General features: G+C 70.7%; 21 protein-coding genes and 1 tRNA gene. 5 read left to right on the forward strand and 17 right to left on the reverse strand.

Features of this window, described 5'->3' with window-relative positions; all coding sequences use genetic code 11:
* Positions 1-79 precede the first annotated feature (79 nt).
* Positions 80-1,084, reverse strand: a complete 1,005-nt coding sequence (locus JAV76_RS07580) for a glycoside hydrolase family 6 protein (protein ID WP_198733436.1) — start codon at positions 1,082-1,084, stop codon at positions 80-82.
* Between the two features lie 242 nt (positions 1,085-1,326).
* Here JAV76_RS07580 and JAV76_RS07585 point away from each other — a divergent pair, with 242 nt between their 5' ends.
* Genes JAV76_RS07585 through JAV76_RS07595 form a run of 4 tightly spaced genes read left to right on the forward strand, consistent with a single transcriptional unit; the run spans position 1,327 to position 6,726 of the window.
* Complete coding sequence (locus tag JAV76_RS07585) at positions 1,327-3,084, forward strand: glycosyltransferase family 2 protein (RefSeq protein WP_198733437.1); 1,758 nt, start codon at positions 1,327-1,329, stop codon at positions 3,082-3,084.
* A complete protein-coding gene (locus tag JAV76_RS15120) occupies positions 3,081-3,215 on the forward strand; it encodes a hypothetical protein (RefSeq protein ID WP_268922261.1) in 135 nt (44 codons plus the stop codon). The genes JAV76_RS07585 and JAV76_RS15120 overlap by 4 nt, the downstream gene beginning before the upstream one ends.
* The gene (locus JAV76_RS07590; RefSeq protein WP_198733438.1) at positions 3,212-5,299 is read left to right on the forward strand and encodes an acyltransferase family protein; all 2,088 of its coding nucleotides are present in this window, start codon (positions 3,212-3,214) and stop codon (positions 5,297-5,299) included. The genes JAV76_RS15120 and JAV76_RS07590 overlap by 4 nt, the downstream gene beginning before the upstream one ends.
* A gap of 26 nt (positions 5,300-5,325) precedes the next feature.
* Entirely contained in the window at positions 5,326-6,726 is a 1,401-nt protein-coding gene (locus tag JAV76_RS07595; RefSeq protein ID WP_198733439.1) for a UDP-glucose dehydrogenase family protein, read from the forward strand.
* A 51-nt stretch (positions 6,727-6,777) separates the two neighbouring features.
* Here the strand turns inward: JAV76_RS07595 and JAV76_RS07600 are convergent, their stop codons facing one another.
* From JAV76_RS07600 to JAV76_RS07620, 5 genes are all read right to left on the reverse strand, one after another.
* Positions 6,778-7,260: an SRPBCC family protein gene (locus tag JAV76_RS07600; RefSeq protein WP_198733440.1), complete on the reverse strand. Its 483-nt coding sequence runs from the start codon at positions 7,258-7,260 to the stop codon at positions 6,778-6,780.
* 13 nt (positions 7,261-7,273) lie between these two features.
* Positions 7,274-7,606, reverse strand: a complete 333-nt coding sequence (locus tag JAV76_RS07605) for an ArsR/SmtB family transcription factor (RefSeq protein ID WP_198733441.1) — start codon at positions 7,604-7,606, stop codon at positions 7,274-7,276.
* A 630-nt stretch (positions 7,607-8,236) separates the two neighbouring features.
* On the reverse strand, positions 8,237-10,057 hold the full coding sequence (locus JAV76_RS07610; protein WP_198733442.1) for an FtsX-like permease family protein: 1,821 nt from the start codon (positions 10,055-10,057) through the stop codon (positions 8,237-8,239).
* Positions 10,057-10,803: an ABC transporter ATP-binding protein gene (locus tag JAV76_RS07615; RefSeq protein ID WP_198733443.1), complete on the reverse strand. Its 747-nt coding sequence runs from the start codon at positions 10,801-10,803 to the stop codon at positions 10,057-10,059. The genes JAV76_RS07610 and JAV76_RS07615 overlap by 1 nt, the downstream gene beginning before the upstream one ends.
* A 523-nt stretch (positions 10,804-11,326) precedes the next feature.
* Entirely contained in the window at positions 11,327-11,671 is a 345-nt protein-coding gene (locus JAV76_RS07620; RefSeq protein WP_198733444.1) for a DUF4265 domain-containing protein, read from the reverse strand.
* 232 nt (positions 11,672-11,903) lie between these two features.
* Between JAV76_RS07620 and JAV76_RS07625 the strand changes: the two genes are divergently transcribed.
* Complete coding sequence (locus tag JAV76_RS07625) at positions 11,904-12,185, forward strand: hypothetical protein (protein ID WP_198733445.1); 282 nt, start codon at positions 11,904-11,906, stop codon at positions 12,183-12,185.
* Here JAV76_RS07625 and JAV76_RS07630 read toward each other — a convergent pair.
* The 11 genes from JAV76_RS07630 to JAV76_RS07680 form a co-directional block, all read right to left on the reverse strand.
* Positions 12,170-12,367 carry a hypothetical protein gene (locus JAV76_RS07630; protein WP_198733446.1) on the reverse strand — a complete coding sequence of 66 codons (198 nt, stop codon included), beginning with the start codon at positions 12,365-12,367 and terminating at the stop codon, positions 12,170-12,172. The two genes, JAV76_RS07625 and JAV76_RS07630, sit on opposite strands and share 16 nt — an antisense overlap.
* Before the next feature lie 149 nt (positions 12,368-12,516).
* Positions 12,517-12,590, reverse strand: a tRNA-Pro gene (locus tag JAV76_RS07635).
* 99 nt (positions 12,591-12,689) lie between these two features.
* Positions 12,690-14,108, reverse strand: a complete 1,419-nt coding sequence (locus JAV76_RS07640; RefSeq protein WP_198733447.1) for a UTP--glucose-1-phosphate uridylyltransferase — start codon at positions 14,106-14,108, stop codon at positions 12,690-12,692.
* A 123-nt stretch (positions 14,109-14,231) separates the two neighbouring features.
* Positions 14,232-15,716, reverse strand: coding sequence for a ribosome biogenesis GTPase Der (gene der, locus JAV76_RS07645; protein ID WP_198733448.1), 1,485 nt, complete (start codon positions 15,714-15,716; stop codon positions 14,232-14,234).
* A gap of 85 nt (positions 15,717-15,801) precedes the next feature.
* Entirely contained in the window at positions 15,802-16,497 is a 696-nt protein-coding gene (locus JAV76_RS07650; RefSeq protein ID WP_198733449.1) for a lysophospholipid acyltransferase family protein, read from the reverse strand.
* A complete protein-coding gene (cmk, locus tag JAV76_RS07655; RefSeq protein ID WP_198733450.1) occupies positions 16,494-17,195 on the reverse strand; it encodes a (d)CMP kinase in 702 nt (233 codons plus the stop codon). Before cmk ends, JAV76_RS07650 begins: the two co-directional genes overlap by 4 nt.
* Positions 17,192-17,554, reverse strand: coding sequence for a chorismate mutase (gene aroH / locus JAV76_RS07660; protein WP_198733451.1), 363 nt, complete (start codon positions 17,552-17,554; stop codon positions 17,192-17,194). Before aroH ends, cmk begins: the two co-directional genes overlap by 4 nt.
* Positions 17,555-17,588: 34 nt before the next feature.
* Positions 17,589-18,380, reverse strand: coding sequence for a pseudouridine synthase (locus tag JAV76_RS07665; RefSeq protein ID WP_198733452.1), 792 nt, complete (start codon positions 18,378-18,380; stop codon positions 17,589-17,591).
* A complete protein-coding gene (gene scpB / locus JAV76_RS07670; RefSeq protein WP_198733453.1) occupies positions 18,381-19,088 on the reverse strand; it encodes an SMC-Scp complex subunit ScpB in 708 nt (235 codons plus the stop codon).
* Complete coding sequence (locus JAV76_RS07675) at positions 19,081-19,953, reverse strand: segregation and condensation protein A (protein WP_198733454.1); 873 nt, start codon at positions 19,951-19,953, stop codon at positions 19,081-19,083. The genes scpB and JAV76_RS07675 overlap by 8 nt, the downstream gene beginning before the upstream one ends.
* A complete protein-coding gene (locus JAV76_RS07680) occupies positions 19,937-20,812 on the reverse strand; it encodes a ParA family protein (protein WP_198733455.1) in 876 nt (291 codons plus the stop codon). The genes JAV76_RS07675 and JAV76_RS07680 overlap by 17 nt, the downstream gene beginning before the upstream one ends.
* Positions 20,813-20,834 lie beyond the last annotated feature (22 nt).

The raw sequence follows: 20,834 nt of genomic DNA on the forward strand, positions 1-20,834 counted from the left end.
GCAACCATGCGCCCCGCCGACGCGCCAGCCGGACGTGGCACGCGGAGCCGTCCACGCTGCCGGCGTCCGTGCTGCGGGATCAGGACGGCGTCGCGTTACGGGCGAGGTGGAGCGCGTAGTCGGTCCACCACGTGCCCGCCTCCGGGCCCCCGTTGCACGGGCCGTCGGACCTGCCCGGGTGCTTGATCCACAGGTACCCGTCCACGAGCTCGATCCCGGTGTCCAGGGTCGGTGGCACACCGAGGCCGCGACCCCAGGGGTTGCACCACTCCCCGCTGTCGGAGGGGATGCCGTTGCGGCTCGTGTCGATCACGAAGTGGGTCGACACGTCGAGCGCCTCGGAGATGCGCGTGCCGTACTCCACCTGGTCCTCGGTGCTCCGGAAGTTCGAGACGTTGAGGCTGAAGCCCGCCGCCTCGTCCACGCCTGCCCTCCTCAGCCGGTCCGCCATCTCCTCCGCGTCGTGCCAGCCGGAGTGCCCCGCGTCGACGTACACGAACGACCCCTGGTCGGAGATCGCGGTCACCGCGTACCGCAGCAGCGACAACCTCGTCTGGCGGTCCTCCGGCTCGAGGCAGTCGAGCTGCGCCAGGGCGTCGGGCTCGAGCACGACGATCGCCCGGTGCTCACCGAGCCCGTCGACGAACTCGCCCACCCAGGCCCGGTAGTCGTCGACCTCGACCGTCTCGTCCGACGCGGAGTGGCTCCCGCAGTCCCTGCCGGGGATGTTGTACGCCACGAGAGTCGCCATCGCCTCACGGTCGGCCGCCCCCTCCACCGCCCTGTCGACGGCCTCGGCCGCCAGGCGGGTGGGGCCGGGGATCCACACGGCCGTGGGCCGCGTGCTGATCCTCCGCAGCACGTCACGCTCGGCCTCCGTGAGGGATCGGTCCTCGTCGACCGCCCGCGCCGCGGCCGACGTCGGGCTGACGTCGAGCGGGAGCTCGACAGCAGCGGGCGACGGCGCCGTCCTGCCGACCATCCACAACGCCACGCACACCAGGACGACAGCGAGCGTCGTCCCCGAGCCGATCCTCCCCCACCGCACGCGGGACCACTGCCCGCACACGTCGTTCCATGCCATCGACCGACCACCCCCTCGACGTGTTCTCCTCGACGCTAACACCCCCACCGCCGGTGAGACGCAGGAAACCCTCTGTTTACCGAGAAAATACCTCGGCGAAACGCTTAGTTCGCCGGATCGTGCTTGCCTGGATGGCACCGGAGAAAACGGTGAAGTATGTTTCCTCGGGGCTCGACGGAGCGTCCCGTCCGCATTTGTGGACGGCCACCGCGCCGTTCCGCGCCTTTCGGAGGAGAACACGTATGCCCGTACCTCAGCTGTCGGTCGGGACGCTGTCCAGACCGCACGACGAGGCCCCGACGCCGGGGTCCACCGCACAACTCGAAGCCAACGCGGCGACCGTGCAGACCACCCTCCGCCCCCCGGCGGACGAGCACCAGCCGGTGGTCGAACCGCCGGACGACGAGGAGCTCTTCTGGTACCTCGGGCCCCAGAGACGGTGGGTCCAGCTGCTCTCCGTCGTCGCATTCGCGCTCGCCGCAACCAGTCTCACGCGCTTCTCGCTGACCAGCCCGTGGCTCTACCCGCTGCTCGCCCTGCTCGGTGTCAGCGTGTTCGCCCTCGTGCTGTCCATGATCTCCGGGCTCAACAGGAGGCGGGACAGCAAGGCCTCCCACCTGCACCGGGTGGAGACCTGGCACCGACGGACCCCCGACCACGACGTCCCCTCGGTCGACGTCTTCCTCCCCTCCTGCGGTGAGGATCTCGCCGTCCTGAGGAACACCTACACGTTCGTCGATAAAATGCGATGGCGTGGGGAGCTGAACGTCTGGGTGCTCGACGACGCCGACCTTCCGCAGGTCCGTGAGATGGCACATGAGTTCGGATTCAACTATCGCGTGCGCCCCGACCGTGGCCACCTCAAGAAGGCGGGTAACCTCCGGGCCGGATTCCGCGAGTCCGACGGCGACTTCATCGTCATCCTCGATGCCGACTTCTGCCCCCGCGCCGACTTCCTCGACCACACGATCCCCTACATGGAGGACGCCGGGGTGGGCATCGTCCAGACCCCCCAGTTCTTCGGGACGTCCATGTCCATGAACTGGCTCGAGCGCACTGCCGGCGCCACCCAGGAGCTCTTCTACCGCTGGGTGCAACCCTCCCGGGACCGCGGTGGGGCACCCATCTGCGTCGGCACCTGCGCCGTCTACCGGCGCGAGGCCCTCCGCTCAGTCGGGGGCTTCGCCGAGATCGAGCACAGCGAGGACGTGCACACCGGCATCAAGCTCACCCGCGCCGGGTACAGCGTCCGGTACGTCCCCGTCCTCGTGTCCCGCGGCCTGTGCCCCGACGACCTCCAGGGATTCCTCAACCAGCAGTACCGCTGGTGCAACGGCTCGATGACCCTCCTTGCCAGCGGCCAGGCCAACCGCCGTCCCCTGACCCTGCGGCAGCGCATCGCCTTCTGGTCCGGCTTCATGTACTACATCAGCACGGCGATCAACGTGTTCGTGCTCCACGTACCCGGGATGCTCATGGCGGTGTTCTTCGCCGACCAGGTCCGAGCCGACCACTACATCCCCTTCCTCGCCGGCGTCTGGGTCTACTTCGTGCTGCTCCCGGCCGTCATGCGCTCCCACTGGCGGTTCGAGGTGCTCCGCGTACAGATGGCCTACAGCTTCGCCCACGCCCTCGCCATCACGCACAAGCTCACCGGGCGCACCGCCGGGTGGGTGGCCACCGGAGCGGTCGGCAAGAAGAGCAACCTCGCGTCCACCATCGCCACCGTCGGCATCGTGACCATCAGCCTCACCCTCGCGATCTCGTGGGCCGCTCTCGTCTACGACGTCCACGTCTTCGGGTGGGCCGACTTCTGGATGATGGGTCTCTTCCTCCTCGGCTACACCTACCTCGCGGTGCCGCTGCTCCTGGACTTCGTCAGGGTCGTCGCACCCGCCAGGACCGCCGCACGCCCCACGCCGGCCCCGGCCCTCCGGACCGGCCCGGCCGACGCCGCCCTCCCCCGCACCTCGACCACGGAAGCCCTGGTGACCCCATGACGCACCGAGACGACAAGACGCAGGAAGGCGGCCGTGCGACGGCCGTCGAGGTCGTGAGCTACACCGCCGTCATCGCGCTCGTGGGCGCCGTGGCCGCCGGATGGTTCGACACGATGGTGCCCTGGCTGTGAGCGGGACGACAGCGGCCCCGCCCGGGGGCACCGCCCTGGCACAACGCTCCACCTCCGTCCCCCCCGCGGGACGCGAGCACTTCCGGACCGACGTCGAGGGACTGCGAGCGCTGGCCGTCCTTGCGGTCGTCGCGTTCCACGCGTCCGTCCCGGGCTTCTCGGGCGGGTTCGTGGGCGTCGACGTGTTCTTCGTGATCTCCGGCTTCCTCATCACCGGCCTCCTGCTCCGCGAGGCCCAGGGCACCGGTCGGATCAACTTCGCGCAGTTCTACGCGCGCCGTGCCCGACGCATCATCCCGCCCGCAGCGCTGGTGCTCGTCGTCGTCGCGCTGGTGTCCTTCGCGGTCGAGCCCCTGCTCGGGGTCTACAACACGAGCCGGGCGGTGCTCGCCTCCGGGGTCTTCCTCGCGAACTGGCACTTCATCGGCATCGGCACCGACTACTTCGGTGCGTCGGTCTCGGAGAGCCCGGTGCTGCACTACTGGTCGCTCGCGGTGGAGGAGCAGTTCTACCTCGTGTGGCCCCTGCTCGTGCTCGTCCTGTTCAGCGTGGCCCGGCGCGCGCCGCTCATGAGCTCTCGCATCATCCTCCTCGGTGTGGGCCTCACGACCGCGGCGTCGTTCCTGTTCTCGCTGACCACGACGTCGAGCGACCCCACCCTGGCGTACATGTCCACGCTGACGCGCGCCTGGGAGTTCGGCATCGGTGGCCTCGTGGCGGCCGCAGCCCACTGGTTGTCCCGCGAGGCCCGCAGGGACTCCTCGCGGCGCATCGGGTTCCTCCTAGGGTGGGCCGGGGTGGGTGCGGTGGTCGGGTCCGTCGTCGTGCTCGACGAGTCCGTGCCGTTCCCGGGGACCGCTGCGCTCCTGCCGACCCTCGGGACGGCGGCGATCATCGCCGGCGGCATCCTCGTGGCCAACGCGCGCGGGTCCGTCGGGGCGGTCCTGTCGGTGCGACCCGTGCGGTACGTCGGGCGCGCGTCGTTCGCGTGGTACCTGTGGCACTGGCCCGTCCTCGTCCTCGTCGAGGGCCACACGGGCCAGCTCGGTTGGCAGGACCGCAGCGTCCTCATGCTCGCTGCTCTCGTCCTCGCCGTCGCGACGCTCCACCTCCTCGAGATCCCGGTGGGCCGGTGGAAGCAGCTCGCCCGGCGCGCCGCGCCCGCCACCGCGCTGGGGATGCTCGGCGTGACCGTCACCACCAGCGTGGCGCTGGCGACGGGCTCGTCGGCCGTGGACCGGCTCTCGTCGACGGAGGCGTCCGCACCGGTCGACGCCTCGAACTTCGAGCAGGTCTTCGGGCCTGACACGAAGGACACGTCGGGCCCCGTGTCCCCCAACCCGCTCGACGCACCGACGGACGAACCCGAACCGTCCGGGTGCCTCCTCGACAAGGAGGTCGGTCCCGTCCTGTCCTGCACGCTCGGGACCGCGGGCGGGACGCCCGTCGTCCTCTTCGGTGACAGCCACGCCCACCAGTGGGTGCCGGCGTTCGACAAGCTCGCCGAGGACAACGGCTGGGAGGTGTTCGTCTACGCCAAGGCCGGGTGCCCGGTCCACGCCATCGAGCCTCGTGACGACGACTCGCGGTTCTCGAACCCCGAGTGCGTGCGGTGGCGCGCGGCGTCCATCGAGTCGATCGTCCGGCTCCGGCCGGAGCTCGTGGTCGTCTCCTCCCTGCACACCTACCTGCCCGACCAGGAGGAGGTGCTCGAGGCGTGGGAGACGTCGCTCGACCAGCTGCGCGAGGCGGACGCGCCGATCGCGTACCTGCGTGACACGCCGAAGCCCGTCGAGGACATGCCCACGTGCATCTCGGCGGCCTTCGACGACTGGACCCGCTGCTCGTTCCCGCACGACGGTGTCCCCGAACCGGTGATCCAGGAGAGCATCACGGGCCGCCAGCCGGGCGTCACCGTCGTGGACCTCCTGCCGTACTTCTGCGACGGCTCGCAGTGCGTGGCCGTGCGCAACGGCCTGCTGCTGTACCGCGACGACTCGCACCTGACGGCCACCGCGGCACGTTCCCTCGCCCCGGCCCTCGCGCACGAGCTCGAGGCAGCCTCCCTCGTGCCTGCGTCCTGACCCGCACCCCACACACAGGAGTACCCATGAGAATCTCCGTCATCGGCTGCGGCTACCTCGGAGCCGTCCACGCCGCCTGCATGGCCCACCTGGGCCACGAGGTCGTCGGCATCGACGTCGACCACGACAAGGTCCGTGCGCTCGCCGCGGGCGTCTCCCCGATCTTCGAACCGAACCTGGACACGATCCTCAGCTCCGCCCGCGAGTCCGGGCGGCTGACGTTCAGCGACGACCCGGCCGCCGCGGCGGGCGCCCAGGTGCACTTCGTGACCGTCGGCACTCCCCAGCGCAAGGGCGAGAACGCCGCGGACATGACGTACGTCCACGCCGCCGTCGACGCGCTGCTGCCCCACCTGCGGCCGGGGGACCTCGTCGCCGGGAAGTCGACCGTCCCCGTGGGGACGGCCGCCTTGCTCGCCGAGAAGGTCGCCGCTTCCGGCACGGGCGCGCTCGTCGCCTGGAACCCCGAGTTCCTCCGCGAAGGCTTCGCGGTGGAGGACACGCTCACCCCGGACCGCATCGTCTACGGTCTCCCGCCGGCGGGCGCCACGACGGTGGACGGCGTCCCCGCGCAGGACCATGCGCGTCGCCTGCTGGACGAGGTGTACGTGTCCGCGCTCGAGGGCGGCACCCCGCTGGTCGTCACCGACTACCCCACCGCCGAGCTCGTCAAGGTCTCGGCGAACGCGTTCCTCGCGACGAAGATCTCCTTCATCAACGCGATGGCGGAGATCGCGGACGCCACGGGCGCGGACGTCACCGCCCTGGCGGACGCGATCGGCCACGACACGCGGATCGGGCGCCGGTTCCTCAACGCGGGGATCGGGTTCGGGGGCGGGTGCCTGCCCAAGGACATCCGGGCGTTCGCTGCGCGCGCGGAGGAGCTCGGCAAGGGTGAGTCGCTCGCGTTCCTGCGCGAGGTCGACGCCATCAACCTCCGCCGCCGGCAGCACGTGGTGGACATGGTCGTGGACGAGCTCGGCGGTGACGTGGTGGGCAGGAAGGTGGCGATCCTCGGCCTGTCGTTCAAGCCGGAGTCCGACGACATCCGCGACTCCCCCGCGCTCGACGTCGCGGTGCGGCTCAAGGGTCTGGGGGCTGACGTGGTGGCGACCGACCCGCACGCCATCCTCAACTCGATCCGCCAGCACCCTCAGCTGGGCTTCGCGACCAACACGGTGGACGCCCTCTTCGGGGCCGACGCGATCGTGCTCGTCACGGAGTGGGCGGAGTACCGCGACCTCGACCCGGAGCGGGTGGGCGAGCTCGTCCGCGCCAAGGTGGTGATCGACGGCCGCAACGCCCTCGACCCGCAGCGGTGGGCCGACGCCGGATGGACCTACCGGGGAATGGGCCGACCGGGGGTCGCCCCGCGGGCCGCCAGGGACGAGGGCGCGACGACGCAGGAGGCCATGGCGCCGGCCTGACGCACGGGCAGCGGGGCGGGTCGGGAATCCTCCGGCCCGCCCCGCTGCGCGTCACACGAGGAGCTCGTCGATCTGCTCCAGGGCCTGGGTCATGCCCTCCTGCATGCCCATGGCGACCATCTGCTCGAGCTGCTCGACGCTCTCGAACGTCGACTCGATGGTCATCCGGGCGCCGTCGTCCGTCGGGTCGATCGACACGACCGCTCGGGTGACGCCCATCTCGGGCGACACGGTCCCGTGCTCGTCGGCGAATCCGTCGTCGAACGCGAGGTATCGGGGCTCGTCGATGGCCGTGATGGTCCAGGCGCCCCACATCTGCTCGCCCTCCGGGCCGGTCATGTAGTAGCGCGACATGCCGCCCACCTCGAGGTCGTGCTGGGGGAAGGTGGCGGGCCACTCCGGCGGGCCCCACCAGCGCTCGAGCAGGCGCGGGTCGGCCCACAGCTGCCAGACCCGCTCCGGGGGTGCAGCGTGCTCGCTGACGAAGGTCATGGTGAGGGCCTCGGAGTCCTTGGTGCTGCTCACGACAGGCATGTGCGTCTCCTGATCAGTTCTCGGATAGAAGGTCATCGATGCGCCGTGCCCGCGACCGCCAGAGGGCCTCGTACTCGTCGAGGAGCCTGGCCGCGCCGCGGATGGTGTCGAGGTTCCCGTGGACGACCTGCTCCCGGCCGCGGCGCACCTTCGTCACGAGCGAGGCCCTCTCGAGGACCGCGACGTGCTTCTGGACCGCGGCGAAGCTCATGTCGTACGCGCTCGCCAGGACCGAGACCGAGCACCCCTCCTCGACCACGCGCCCCACGATGTCGCGACGCGTGGAGTCGGCCAGGGCCTGGAAGATGCGGTCGATCTCCGCATCCGTCCATCGATCTACAACCATAAAGTTGTACGTTACGCGCGGCCGGGCGATGTCGGCAAGACCACGCACGGGACTTCTCGAGCGAGCCGAGCTGTCACCGCGCCGTGGAAGGATGTCTCAGAACGAAGGACCCGCAGGTCCTGGCAAGGGACGGCCGGCACCCGAGCGCACTGGGAGCGCGGGCGAGGCGTCACGTGCCTGCCGTGCCGAGGGACGACCGGCCATCGCCCCTCTCCCCGCAGGCGTCCCTCGCGGTGACCTGGACCTGCCACTGATGGTGCGCCCGGACTGGTACCGACTCGGTGCACATCGGCATTGGAGCACCCAGCATCGGCACGCACGGCCGTCACGGTGGGCCTCGAGCCGGTATCGGCGAGAAGCGCGTCAGCGGAGAGGTAGACCCGCTCCGTCCTGCTGGGGTCGATCGTCTTGTCCGCGGCCTGATCCGTACCCCTAACGCACCCCTACCGCGATGTGCGAGACGCCCTCGCTACTGCGGCGGCTCACCCCGTCGGTCCGGTCACACTGTCGCATCCTCCTAAACAATGTTGCGATTGGTGACGACGAGACGGAACCGGCCGTCGGAATCGGGGTCGGGGTCGGTTCCGCCGGCTCGGCCCTGGCGATGACAGCGAGTGCAGCAGCTATGGGTTACTCGCGTGCCCCGACGAGCGCGATCGGTGCGGACCGGGTGGCCGCCAGGGTCGTCCACACGCTGGTCGCGCCGACGACGAGGAAGGCTGCGGGGACGGTTCGCCAGACGATGCCCCAGGGGATGACCAGCGTGCCGGCGACCCCGCTGATGCCTATCAGGGTGGCCACCGCCGCCAGTGAGCCCAAGAGCAGGCCGGCGCCGGTGACGATGGTCGACTCGAGCAGGGCGCCGGCGACCACCTGGCCGCGGCTGTAGCCGCTGAGTCGGGCGATGGCGAACTCGCGGCGTCGCTCGCCGGCGGCGATGACGATCGCGTTGATCACACCGATCGCCGCGTAGATGGCGGCCATGCCCAGGACGACCTTCATCACGCCGGCGTTCAGGGTGTCCTGCGCACCGTCGTCCTGCGCGATCCAGTCTTCGAGAGGTAGCACCGGCTGCGGCAGGGTGCTGGCTACGGCTGTGGGGTCCGTTCCGGGCTTGAGGCGGACGATGGCCCGCGCTGGGCCGAGTGCGGCGACCGGGACGATGTCGTGTGGCAGCAGGTACTCCGGGCCGCCGTTGAGGTTGGGCGGAAGTACGGCCACCACGCGCGTCGAGAGATCCTGGCCTCCAACGCGGATCTGCACGCTCGCGCCGAGAGTTCCACCCGCAGCGGCGACGGTATGCCCGTGGAGGTCGCCGTACGAGCCGGCCAGCAGCGGCACCCGGTGGGCCTGCTGGTAGGCGGCCGGGTCGACGGCCAACGCCTCGACCTCGTTGGTGTCGGTGCCGGGGTCGCCGGCGTAGTTGGTGGTGGTCGTGGCCCGAATGCTCAGGGCGTATTCAGTTGAGGCGGCTGCGACCCCGGAAGAGCCAGGGGCGACGGGCCCGGCGGCCATCAGGTCACCGTGCAGGTCGGCCGCGAGCTGGTCGCGTGCGCCGGCGGAGAGACTGTAGAAGGTCCCGGCCAGCCCGATCAGCAGGGCGACCAGGATCAGGAGGGGCGCGGCGATCGAGGTGCTGCGACGTACGCCGTCGCGCAGATTCCCCCGGGCGAGCCGGCTGACCGAGGAGTTGCCGGCGAGGCTGCCGCCGAGCCGGCTGAGCAGGGGCACGAGGACGGGGCTGAGCGCGGTCAGGCCGAGGCCGAGTGCGACGGTGGCGTTGATCGACAACGGGATCGCTGCGTCGGGATGATCCACAGCGGTCGCTGTCGTCATGAGGATGACGGCGAGGACAGTCAGCATGACACCGATCCGCCAACGGCCACCGGTCATCATTCTCCCAGCGGCGCCGGTCTCTCCCAGCGCTTCCAGCGGGCGAACGGAAGCAGCCTGTCTCGAGGCAGCGAGGACGCCTGCCTCAGAGACGCCGATGCCGATGCCGATGGAGACCCAGAGCACCCAGCCATGCCATGCCGCGTGGAAGGAGTGCGGTAGGAATCCCAAGTCGGTGAGAAGCGCTGTCTGCATGCCCAGCGCGATCTGCCCGGCGGGGACGCCGAGGATGGTGCCGACGATGCCGAGCAGCAGCGCCTCGGCAAGCAGCAGCCGCCGCACCTGGCGACGGCTCGCGCCGATGAGGCGCAGTAGAGCGAGGTCACGGCGGCGCTGAGCGATGGTGAAGGCGAAGGTCGCGCTCACCACGAAGATCGCCAGAAACACCGACACCCCCAGCGCCAGGCCGAGCACCGCGACCGCTTCGCCGTATCGGCCGGCCGAGGAGATGATGAGCAGCGATGACTGCACGATCGCGACGCCGAGCATGACGGTGATGATCGCTCCGGTGAACAGCTGCCAGCGTTCTCGGAAGGTGGCGACGGAGAGCGTGAGCATCAGGCCTCCAGGGCGGCGAGTCGGTCGGTGACCTCGCGAACCGAGGGCTGGATGAGTCGGTCGACGATGCGCCCGTCGTTGAGGAAGACGACGGAGTCAGCGCTGGCGGCGACGACCGGGTCGTGGGTGACCATGACGATGGTCTGCCGCGCGGAGCGGACCATCGAGCGCAGCAGCGCCAGCACCGTGCGCGCGGAACGGGAGTCCAGGGCGCCGGTCGGCTCGTCAGCGAACAGCACTGCAGGTCGGGTGACCATGGCGCGGGCTATGGCGACCCGTTGCTGTTGCCCTCCGGAGAGCTCGCGCGGCCGATGCCGGAAGCGATCGCCGAGTCCGACATCTGTGAGGATCTGCCGCACGTTGGTCATCGACACTTTCTGACCGGCCAGCCGCAGTGGCAGGGCGACGTTCTGCTCGGCGGTCAGGGATCCGAGGAGATTGAAGCTCTGGAAGACGAAGCCGACGTCCTGGCGTCGCAACTGGGTGAGTTCACGCTCGGAGGCGCCAGCCAGGTCGTGGTCGCCCAGCATCACCCGCCCGCTGGTAGGCCGCTCGAGGCCGGCGGCGCAGTGGAGCAAGGTGGACTTCCCGGAGCCGGAGGGCCCCATGACGGCGGTCCAGCTGCCGCGGGCAAACCTGATGTCGACCCCGTCGAGCGCACGAACTTGCGCCTGCTTGCTGCCGAATATATGGACTACGTCGCGCAATTCGACGGCTGTGCTCGTATGCATCTGAAGCTCGGTCATGCCCGTAAACGTACGGAGGAACGGGGGCTGAGCGCGTCACCCGGCGCGGTGACAACCCGGGTAGCTCGCACGGGGGACACCAGTGAAAACGTAGGACGCACGATGTCGCGGACCTCGGCTTCGAGCTCGGGGGGTCTAGTGCGACCCTCTCCCAACTGACATGAGCACTCCAGCCGTCGAAGCCGAAGGCCTAACCAGTGACGAGCCGGTGAGTCGCACGCATGTCTGCGACCACGGTGGCCCAGTGCTGCTCAGGCGCCCCCCTCCCTGCGCTCCACGAGAGAGTGACCCCCAGCCGGCTTCTGCGCCTGAACGGAAGTGTCCCCGCTAGCGTCCGACATCCTCTCGAGGATCAGGAAGGTCCCTTCGCCTGCCTCAATATCCTCGAGGAGCATGAATAGCAGGTCCTCCGACGGGTCGTCCCAGCTCTCGCCGCTCTCATTCGTGACACGCACGGTTGGCGCGGCGGGGGTGGCAGGAACGACTGGCACAACGTCTCGCCTGCGAGTATCGCCACGTCGCGTCACACCAGGACACGCTCGAGCTCCACGGCATCTCCGAGCGCCCCCAGTCCGTCAAAGAACTGGCCGTGCGCCACCCCTGCGTTCAGACTCACGGCCACGTACCCAGGGGCGTACCACTCACACAGGTACTCCAGCCGACCCAGCAGCTCGTGGAGCTTCCGATGTGCCCCATCGATGACGTAGCCCGAAGAAGCCTCAGCACGGACAACGTTGCCGAGCGCCAGGTCGTAGGCGAAGAACGGAATGCAGCACAGCTCGAGCAGGTCATCTCCGACGCGCTTCGTCCACAACTGTTCGAGGTTGTCTCCCTCGCCGACACCCTCCAACGCTGGCCGGGCTCTCACGAGGTCCCGGTGCTGGCCCGCCTCGAGTGGTCGTCGTCCGTGCAGGTGGTCCCCGGCGTAGTCGTACGCACCGCCCGCGGTCGGGTGCTGGTGCGCTGGAACCCCAGCGCCCGCAGGCCTCAAACGCGGATGACGTGGCTCGCGCGCCAGGACGTGCGTACCGAGCTGCGCGAGCCCGGACCGACCGACCCGTCACCCTCGACGTGACCTGCCGCTTTCCCGCGCCTCGGCAGTGACCAGCTCCGCCGCGTACTCCGCCGGCTACGAGATGCACAAGATCCTCAACGCCGCCCCGGTCCCGCCGCGTCCCGCGCAGCGTGACGCTCAGCCGCCGATCCCGGCCCGGGCCCGGGTGGTCTGGGAGCACGACGGGCAGGAGATCCTCGACGCCCTGGCGATCGGGTGGACCTCTCGCCACATCTGGATCCAGCTACGCGACCCTCGGCCGCGGTTCGTCGGAGTGTGGCTGCCAGCGCGCGACGTCCGGCGCCGGGAAGATCAACGCTCGACGTGAGCGGCAATGAGCTCGCGCCGCACCGTCGCCGGGTCGAGCCCGTCAGGCAGCTCGGCCACCCGTGCCGCTCCCGCTTCGATGTCGGTCCAGGCCCCCTGCATTGTCGTCTGGTCCCCAGCGCTTGAGGAGGTCACGTCGTGGTGCGAGGCGACAGGTGCCGGGAGGATCAGCGCGCTGAGCACCCCGTCTTTCTACCGCCGCACGCATTGGCTCACCGCGCACTGTTATGCAATCGTGTCCAGCCGGATCCACGCCAGACTTAAGCTCCCAAACGCGAAGAAAGCCACCACCGCTCTCGCGGTGATGGCCTCCGACCTGCGTGAAACGCCTGTCGGGATGACAGGATTTGAACCTGCGACCCCTTGACCCCCAGTCAAGTGCGCTACCAAGCTGCGCCACATCCCGAGAAGCCCCGCGGTGCCGTGCGCGTGAGCGCGGGCACGTTCCGGACCTCTGTCCGACCCCGAAGGGCCGTAGAGAATATTACCCCACGGCAGGGGTGGTTCAGGACATCGACGCCGCAGGGTCGGTCGGGGCGATCCCGTCCTCGGCGATGACGGCCCCGGAGTGGACCACGGCGACGTCACCCGGGTCGGTGAGCCGGGCGTCACCGACAGCCCGGACGTCGGCCTCGAACGTCCAGTCGCCCTCGACCGTCAGCGACGTCGCGTCGACGAGCGACGGCGGCCCGGCAGCGAAACGCGTGTCGAACGCCTGGATCGTCTTGTAGTGCGCGGGGTCGAGCGTCACGAGCGGCGCCTCGACGCGCGCCCGCAGGCGGTAGTCGTCCCCGAGCTCGTAGACGTCCGAGCGCAGCACCAGGAGGTCATTCGTGGTCTTCACGGGGAGGAAGCGCTCCCGGTCCACCTCGAGGACGGCCGCACCGTCGAAGACCTCGATCGCCGCGCCCATCGCGGACTCGATCTGGATGACCGGTGTCGACGACGGGTCCGTCGGGTCGACGGTCTTCGCGTTGCGGATCACCGGCAGGTGCAGCACTCCCCCGGTCCGCTCGAGCTCGTCCGCGAGCGCCCGCAGGTCGAACCACAGCGAGTTCGTGTTGAAGTACCGGTGCGTGGTGATGTCACCGGCGGCCTCGGCGTCGGAGTCGAGGACCTGCGCGGTCTCACGCAGCACGATGCGCCCGTCCGAGGACCTCACGACGAGGTGGCCGCCCTTGCGGTCGGCGGGCGTGCGGCGGGCAACCTCGGCCGCGAAGGGCGCCCCGGAGGCGGCGAACCAGCCCGCGACGGCGGGGTCCGGCGAGGCACCGAGGTTGTCGGAGTTCGACACGGACGCGTACCGGAACCCCTGGGCGAGGAGCTCGGTGAGCACACCGGACGTCTGCAGCGCCGTGTAGAGGTCACCGTGGCCCGGCGGGCACCACTCGAGCGACGGGTCCGCCGGCCACGACACGGGCGTCAGGTCGTCCGCGCGGAGCTTGGGCTCCCGGTTCTGGAGGAAGTCGAGCGGTAGGCCCTCGACGGGCAGGTCCGGGTACGACGCGAGCGCGGCGAGCGTGTCGTCCTGCGTCCGGAAGCTGTTCATGAAGATCAGCGGGAGACGCGCCCCGTAGGCCTGACGGGCGTGGCGCACCTGGCCGACGATGACGTCGAGGAACGTCTGCTCCCCGCGCACCCCGAGGAGGGACTTCGCCTTGTCCATGCCCATCGACGTGCCCAGGCCACCATTGAGCTTGATGACCGCCGTCGCTGCGAGCGCCTCGCGCCCGGCCTCCTCGGAGACCTCGAGGGCGGACTGCTGCTGCACGTCGACGAGCGGCTCGACGTCCGCCTCGCTGATGACGCCCGTGTCGCCGGACTCGAGCTGCGCGTAGAAGTGGGAGAAGACGTCGATGGCGGTCTGGTGCACTCCGCCGGCGGCCATCTTCTGCTGTGCCTGGGTCAGTCCCTGGTCGCTCATGCCTCCGATGGTACGGACGGCCCCGCCACCTCGACAGCGGAGCGACCTGAGGTGCAGATCACACGCCGTCGAGGTGGCAGCGCCGCCTCGTCCACGGTAAAAGAGTCCGGATTGTCGCGAGTGTCAGCGCTTGCGCTTCTCGCGGACCCGGACGGAGATCGAGATGGGTGAGCCCTCGAACCCGAAGGTCTCGCGCAGGCGCCTCTCGATGAACCGGCGGTAGCCGGCCTCGAGGAACCCGGTGGCGAAGATCACGAAGCGCGGGGGCCGCGTGGAGGCCTGCGTCGCGAAGAGGATGCGGGGCTGCTTGCCACCGCGCAGCGGGTGCGGGTGCGCGGCGACGAGCTCACCGAGGAACGAGTTGAGCCGTCCCGTCGAGATGCGCGTGTCCCACGACTCGAGCGACTTCTCCAGCGCAGGGACGAGGCGGTCCGTGTGCCACCCCGTCTGCGCCGAGATGTTCACGCGAGGCGCCCACTGCACCTGGACGAGCTCCTTCTCGATCTCCCGCTCGAGGAACGGACGACGGTCCTCGTCCATGAGGTCCCACTTGTTGTAGGCGATGACCACGGCACGTCCGGAGTCGATCACCTGCGAGATGACGCGGGTGTCCTGCTCCGTGAGCGGCACGCTCGCGTCGAGGAGCACGACCGCCACCTCGGCCTTCTCGATCGCGGCCTGCGTGCGCAGCGACGCGTAGAAGTCCGCCCCGCGCGTCTGGTGGACGCGACGACGGATGCCCGCGGTGTCGACGAAGGTCCACGGCTTGCCGCGCAGCACCACGAGCTCGTCGACCGGGTCGCGCGTCGTGCCCGCCGTCGGGTCGACGACCACGCGCTCGGAGCCGGCGACCTTGTTGAGCAGCGAGGACTTCCCGACGTTCGGTCGGCCGACGAGGGCGACCCGCCGCGGCCCGTCGGGGAGGACCACGCCGTGCTCCGACTCGGTGGGCAGAGCGCGCATCGCCGCGTCCAGGAGGTCACCCGTGCCACGACCGTGCAGCGCCGACACGGGGTGGGGCTCACCCAGCCCGAGGCTCCACAGCTCCGAGGCGTCCGCCTCGGCACGGGGGCCGTCGACCTTGTTGGCGCACAGCACCACGGGCTTGCCGGACTTGCGCAGCAGGCGCACCACGCGCTCGTCGGTGGCCGTCGGGCCGACCGTGGCGTCGACGACGAACAGCACGGCGTCAGCGAGCGAGATCGCCAGCTCGGACTGCTCGGCCACGCGGGCCTCCAGCCCGAGGACGTCGACCTCCCAGCCGCCCGTGTCGACGAGCATGAAGCGGCGCCCGGCCCACTCGGCCGGGTAGCTCACGCGGTCGCGGGTGACCCCGGGACGGTCCTCGACGACGGCCTCGCGGCGCCCGAGGATCCTGTTCACCAGGGTCGACTTGCCGACGTTGGGACGCCCCACCACGGCCAGGACGGGCAGCGGTGCGTCGGGCTCCGCGTCGTGCGCGTCGCCGTGCCCGCCGCCGAGGAGCGCGAGGTCCTCGTCGCCGAGCTCGTACTCCTCGAGGCCCGCGAGGAGGGCGCGCTCACGCGCGGCGTCGTCGTCGGGGTGCTCGGAGAGGGCGTCGGGAAGTTCGTGCTCAGGCGTGCTCATGCGTCCATTGTCCCAGCCGTGGGCCGTCCTGACGAACACGCGCCCGGACGGGTCGCCGCCCCGGGGGCGACGAGCCCTGGCCCACTCAGGCGGGCAGCTCCCGGTTGGGGTCGTCGAGCGGCAGCGGGACGCCCGTGCGCGCGACCGCCTGGTTGACGACGGCGGACAGCGCCTCGACGATCCGGACGTTCGCCGCCTCGAGCGCGACCTTCCCGCTCGTGCCCCGCTCCCGCTGGACCGTCAGCGGCGTGCCGAACTCGACGTGGAGCCTGCGGCGCGGCCTCGGCACGGTCCCGACGTCCTCACCCGTACGCCGGGTGCCGAGGACAGCCACAGGGACGACCGGCGCACCACTCGTCAGCGCGAGCCACGCGGCACCGGCACGCGCCGTCGCCGCGTCCCCCCGCCCACGGTTGCCCTCGGGGAAGATCCCCACGACCCCGCCGGCCCGCAGCACCGCCATGGACGAGGTGAGAGCAGCACGTCCCCCGTCGCGGTCCACGGGGATCTGGCCGACCGCGAGGAGGAACCGCCCGAGCAACCCGGTGAACATCGCGTCCTTGACGAGCATGTGCACGGGGCGTGGCGACGACCCCACCACCACCGGGCCGTCGACGAGGCCCGTGTGGTTCGCCGCGAGGATGCACGGCCCGTCGACCGGGACGTTCGACGCCCCGACCACCCTGGTGCTCCACACGGCGCGAGCGAGGAGCCGCCCCGCGCGGTGCCCCCACCGCACCCCCGTGGTGCGGGCGGCGGCCGGTGTCGGCGCTCCGCTCACCTCGACGACCCGGTGACCTGGGACACCACGGCGAGCACCGCGTCCACCGTCCCCTCGAGGTCGAGGCCCGACGAGTCGAGCGTCACGACGCCGTCGGCTGCCACGAGGAACTGGGACACCGTCGAGTCGTCCGCGTCACGACGCAGCACCTCGTCGCGGGTCGCGTCCACGGCGGCCGCGTCGTCGGCCCCGTGCACGTCCCGTGCACGGCGCGCCAGACGCGCCTCCTCGCTCGCGGTGAGGAGCATCCGCACGTCCGCGTCGGGCGCCACGACCGTCGTGATGTCCCGACCCTCCGCGACCACCCCGCCCCCCGACGAGAAACCGCCGGAGCGCTCGGCGTCGATGATCGCCCGCTGCAGCCGGCGCATCTCGTCACGGACCGTGAGGTTCGTCGCCACCGCGCTCACCGCGGTCGAGATCGACGACTCACGGATCGCCTCCCCCACGTCGGTACCGGCCACGTGGACCGTCGGGCCCGACGGGTCCACCCCCATCTCCAGGGGCAGCTCGAGGACCAGCGCGGAGACCGCGTCCTGGTCCGAGAGGTCCACGTCCTGCTGCACGCACCACCACGTGGCGGCCCGGTACATGGCGCCGGTGTCCAGGTACGCCAGCCCGAGCGCGGCCGCGACACGGCGCGACACGCTCGACTTGCCCGACCCGGACGGTCCGTCGATCGCGATCGTGAGACTCACTGTGCAAGATCCTTCCGCAACGACGTCGCCCCGTGGAGGTAGACGTGCCGGACGTCGGCCCGCGGGACGTCGAGGTCCGCGTGGGCCATGAGGCGCACCACCCGGGGCAGGGCCCCGGGGACGGCGACCTCCGTCGCGCACATGAGGGGGACGTCGCCCAGCCCCATCTCGCGCGCGGCGGCCGCCGGGAAGTCCGACACGAGGTCGGGGGTGCAGGTGAAGAGGATCGAGATGAGCGACCCCGTGTCGAGGGAGTTCTCCTCGAGGACCGCCAGGACCAGCTCCGTGGTCCTGGCGAAGAGGTGGTCGCGCTCGTCGATGTCGAGCTGCGTGGCACCGCGGATGGCGCGGACCGTCATGGGTTGCTCCTCGTCGTGGTGTGCGGGCGGCGGGTCAGAGGCCGACGTCGCTCATCAGCGACCCGAGCTCCGTCTGGCCGAGCACGCGCACACGTCCCGGGCGCAGGTCACCGAGACGCACCGGCCCGATGCGCGTGCGCACCAACCTGGTCACCGGGAAACCCACCTGCTCGAACATGCGACGCACGATGCGGTTGCGGCCCGCGTGCAGCTCCACCTCGACGAGGCTCGCCTGCGGCGTGCTGTCCACGACGCGGTACCGGTCGACCTGCGCGACGCCGTCCTCGAGCTCCACACCGTGGAGCATCGTGTTCGCGAGGTTCCCGGGCACCCGACCCTGGACGTTCACCAGGTACGTCTTGGGGATCTCGTACTTGGGGTGCGCCAGCCGGTTCGCCAGCTCGCCGTCGTTGGTCAGGAGCAGCAGGCCCTCGGAGTCCACGTCCAGCCGTCCGACGTGGAACAGGCGCTCCGGACGGTCCGCCACGAGCTCCGCGAGCGTCGGGCGCCCCTCGGGGTCGTGCATGGTCGAGACCACGCCCTGCGGCTTGTTCAGCGCGATCGTGATCATCGACGTGTCCAGCTGGATCCGCAGACCGTCCACGTGGACGGCGTTCACGGCCGGGTCGATGCGCACACCGAGCTCGGTGACGCTCACCCCGTCGACCTCCACGCGACCCGACGAGATGAGGTTCTCGCACGCACGACGCGACCCCAGGCCGGCCGTCGCGAGGACCTTCTGCAGCCGGACGCCGTCCGGGACGTGCACGTCGCGGGGCGGCTCCTGCGGGCGAGCCTTCTTGCGGCCGCCACGGGTGTTGCTCATCTACTCTTCCTCCAGTTCGGGCGCCACGGGATGCTCGGACGCCCCACCGACGCCCCGAGAGCCTTCCTCCACCCCCGGTCGAGGCACCACGGACGGCGGTCCGTGGAGCTCCTCCAGGGAGTCGATCTCCGGCAGGTGCGGGGCGAGGGCGGGCAGCTCGTCGAGCGACGTCAGCCCCATGCGCTCCATGAAGTATCCCGTGGTTCCGTACAGGTGCGCACCACTGACCGGGTCCGTACCCACCTCCGTGACCAGACCACGGGTCGTCAGGGTCCGCACCACACCGTCCACGCTCACCCCGCGCACGGCCGACACCTGCCCTCGCGACACCGGCTGACGGTACGCGATCACCGCGAGGGTCTCGAGCGCGGCCTGCGTCAGACGGGCCGTCTGCCCCTCCGTGACGAACCGCCCGACCACGTCGGCGAACGGTGCCGCGGAGTACAGGCGCCACCCGCCGCCGGCCTCACGCAGCTCGAAGCCGCGCGGACGCACGCCAGGGTTCCCCGAGGCACCGGTGTACTCCGCAGCGAGACCGTGGAGCAGGACGTCGACCTCGAGGACGGTCATGCCGAGCACCGCCGCCAGGGCGGCGGTGGGCACGGGGGCGTCCGCCACCATGAGGACCGCCTCGACGGCCGCGGCGGCGCCACCGGGGATCATCGCCACGTCCACGGGCCCAGCCACGGTCCGAGCGTCCTCACCCATGGTGGACCGCCTCCCCCGGGACTGCCTCCACGGCCACCGGGTCGTCGAAGTCGCCTTGCACGCTCACCTCTCCCTGCGTCGCACCGGTCCACCGGACCGTGAGCTCTCCCAACGGCGTCACCTGGTCGAACGCCACCACACCCTCCCGGAAGAGCTCGAGGAGCGCAAGGAAGCGAGCGACCACGACCCCGGGCGTGGCAGCGCCGGCGACGATGGTGCGGAAGGAGACCGGCCCCACGTGGTCGCCCGACGGGCCCCGCAACAGAGCCACGACCACGGCCGCCTGCTCGCGGACGCTGACCGTCGGGGCGTGCAGGTGGGTGGTGTCCACCCCGGGCGGGGGCGGTTTCGGGGCGAGCGCGGCCGCCGCGAGAGCAGCGAGGTCCGCCGGTGACGTCGTCCACTCGAGCTCGGGGAGCAGCGCCGCGAGGTGCGGCTCGAGGGCGACGTCCCGCGGGACCCGCCGCGACTCGATGTCGAGCCGCTCCGCGAAGACGCCGGCGAGCTGCTTGTACGCCCGGTACTGCAGCAACCGAGCGAAGAGGAGGTCGCGGGCCTCGAGGAGCTCGAGGTCCTCCGCGTCCTCGACGTCGCCCGCCGGGAGGAGACGGGCGGCCTTGAGGTCGAGGAGCGTCGCCGCGACGAGGAGGAACTCGCTCGTCGTCCCCAGGTCCCGCTCCGCGGCGCGGATGTACGCGATGAACTCGTCCGTCACCTGGGCGAGCGCGATCTCCGTGATGTCCAGACGGTGCTTCGCGATGAGCGACAGGAGGAGGTCGAACGGCCCGGTGAAGTTCGACAGGTGGACCTCGAAGGCGTCGCCCGGCGCCCCCGGGCCGTGGACCGCGTCAGGCGGCGTCGCCACGGGCGACGAGCTCCCGCGCCAGCTGCCGGTAGGCGACGGCACCCGCGTGCGTGGGGGCGTACGTCGTGATGGGCTCCGCCGCGACCGACGCGTCGGGAAACTTCACGGTCCGTCCGATGACGGTGTGCATGAGCGTGTCACCGAACGCCTCGTAGACCCGGGCGACGACCTCACGGGAGTGCAGGGTCCTGGGGTCGAACATCGTCGCGATGATGCCGTCCACCTCGAGGCGCGGGTTGAGGCGGTCCCGCACCTTCTCGATGGTCTCGATGAGGAGCGCCACACCCCGGAGCGCGAAGAACTCGCACTCGAGCGGGATGAGGACGCCGTGCGCGGCGGTCAGCGCGTTCACGGTGAGCAGGCCCAGGGACGGCTGGCAGTCGACGAGGATGACGTCGTAGTCGTCGGCGACGGGCCGCAGCACCCGGGACAGCACGGACTCCCGTGCGACCTCCCCCACCAGCTGGACCTCCGCAGCGGACAGGTCGATGTTCGCCGGGAGGACGTCGAGCCCCGGCACGCCGGTCTGCACCACGATGTCGTGGATGTCCGCGCGACGGTCCATGAGCAGGTTGTAGACCGTGTTGTCGAGCTCGTGGGTGCTCACGCCCAGACCGACGGACGCGGCACCCTGCGGGTCGAAGTCGACGATGAGCACACGACGCCCGTACTCGGCGAGAGCGGCGGCGAGGTTGATGGTCGTCGTCGTCTTGCCGACGCCGCCCTTCTGGTTGCACATCGCGATGATCCGCGCGGGTCCGTGGCCACCCAGCGGGGCGGGTACCGCGAACGCCGGCAGGGGGCGTCCGACCGGGTCGTGGGCCTGCTCGTCGGTCGCTGTCGGGGCCTGGCTAGTCACACCGTCACGCTACCTCAGGGCT

It is taken from the genome of Sanguibacter suaedae (assembly GCF_016342785.1).
GTDB lineage: Bacteria > Actinomycetota > Actinomycetes > Actinomycetales > Cellulomonadaceae > Sanguibacter > Sanguibacter suaedae.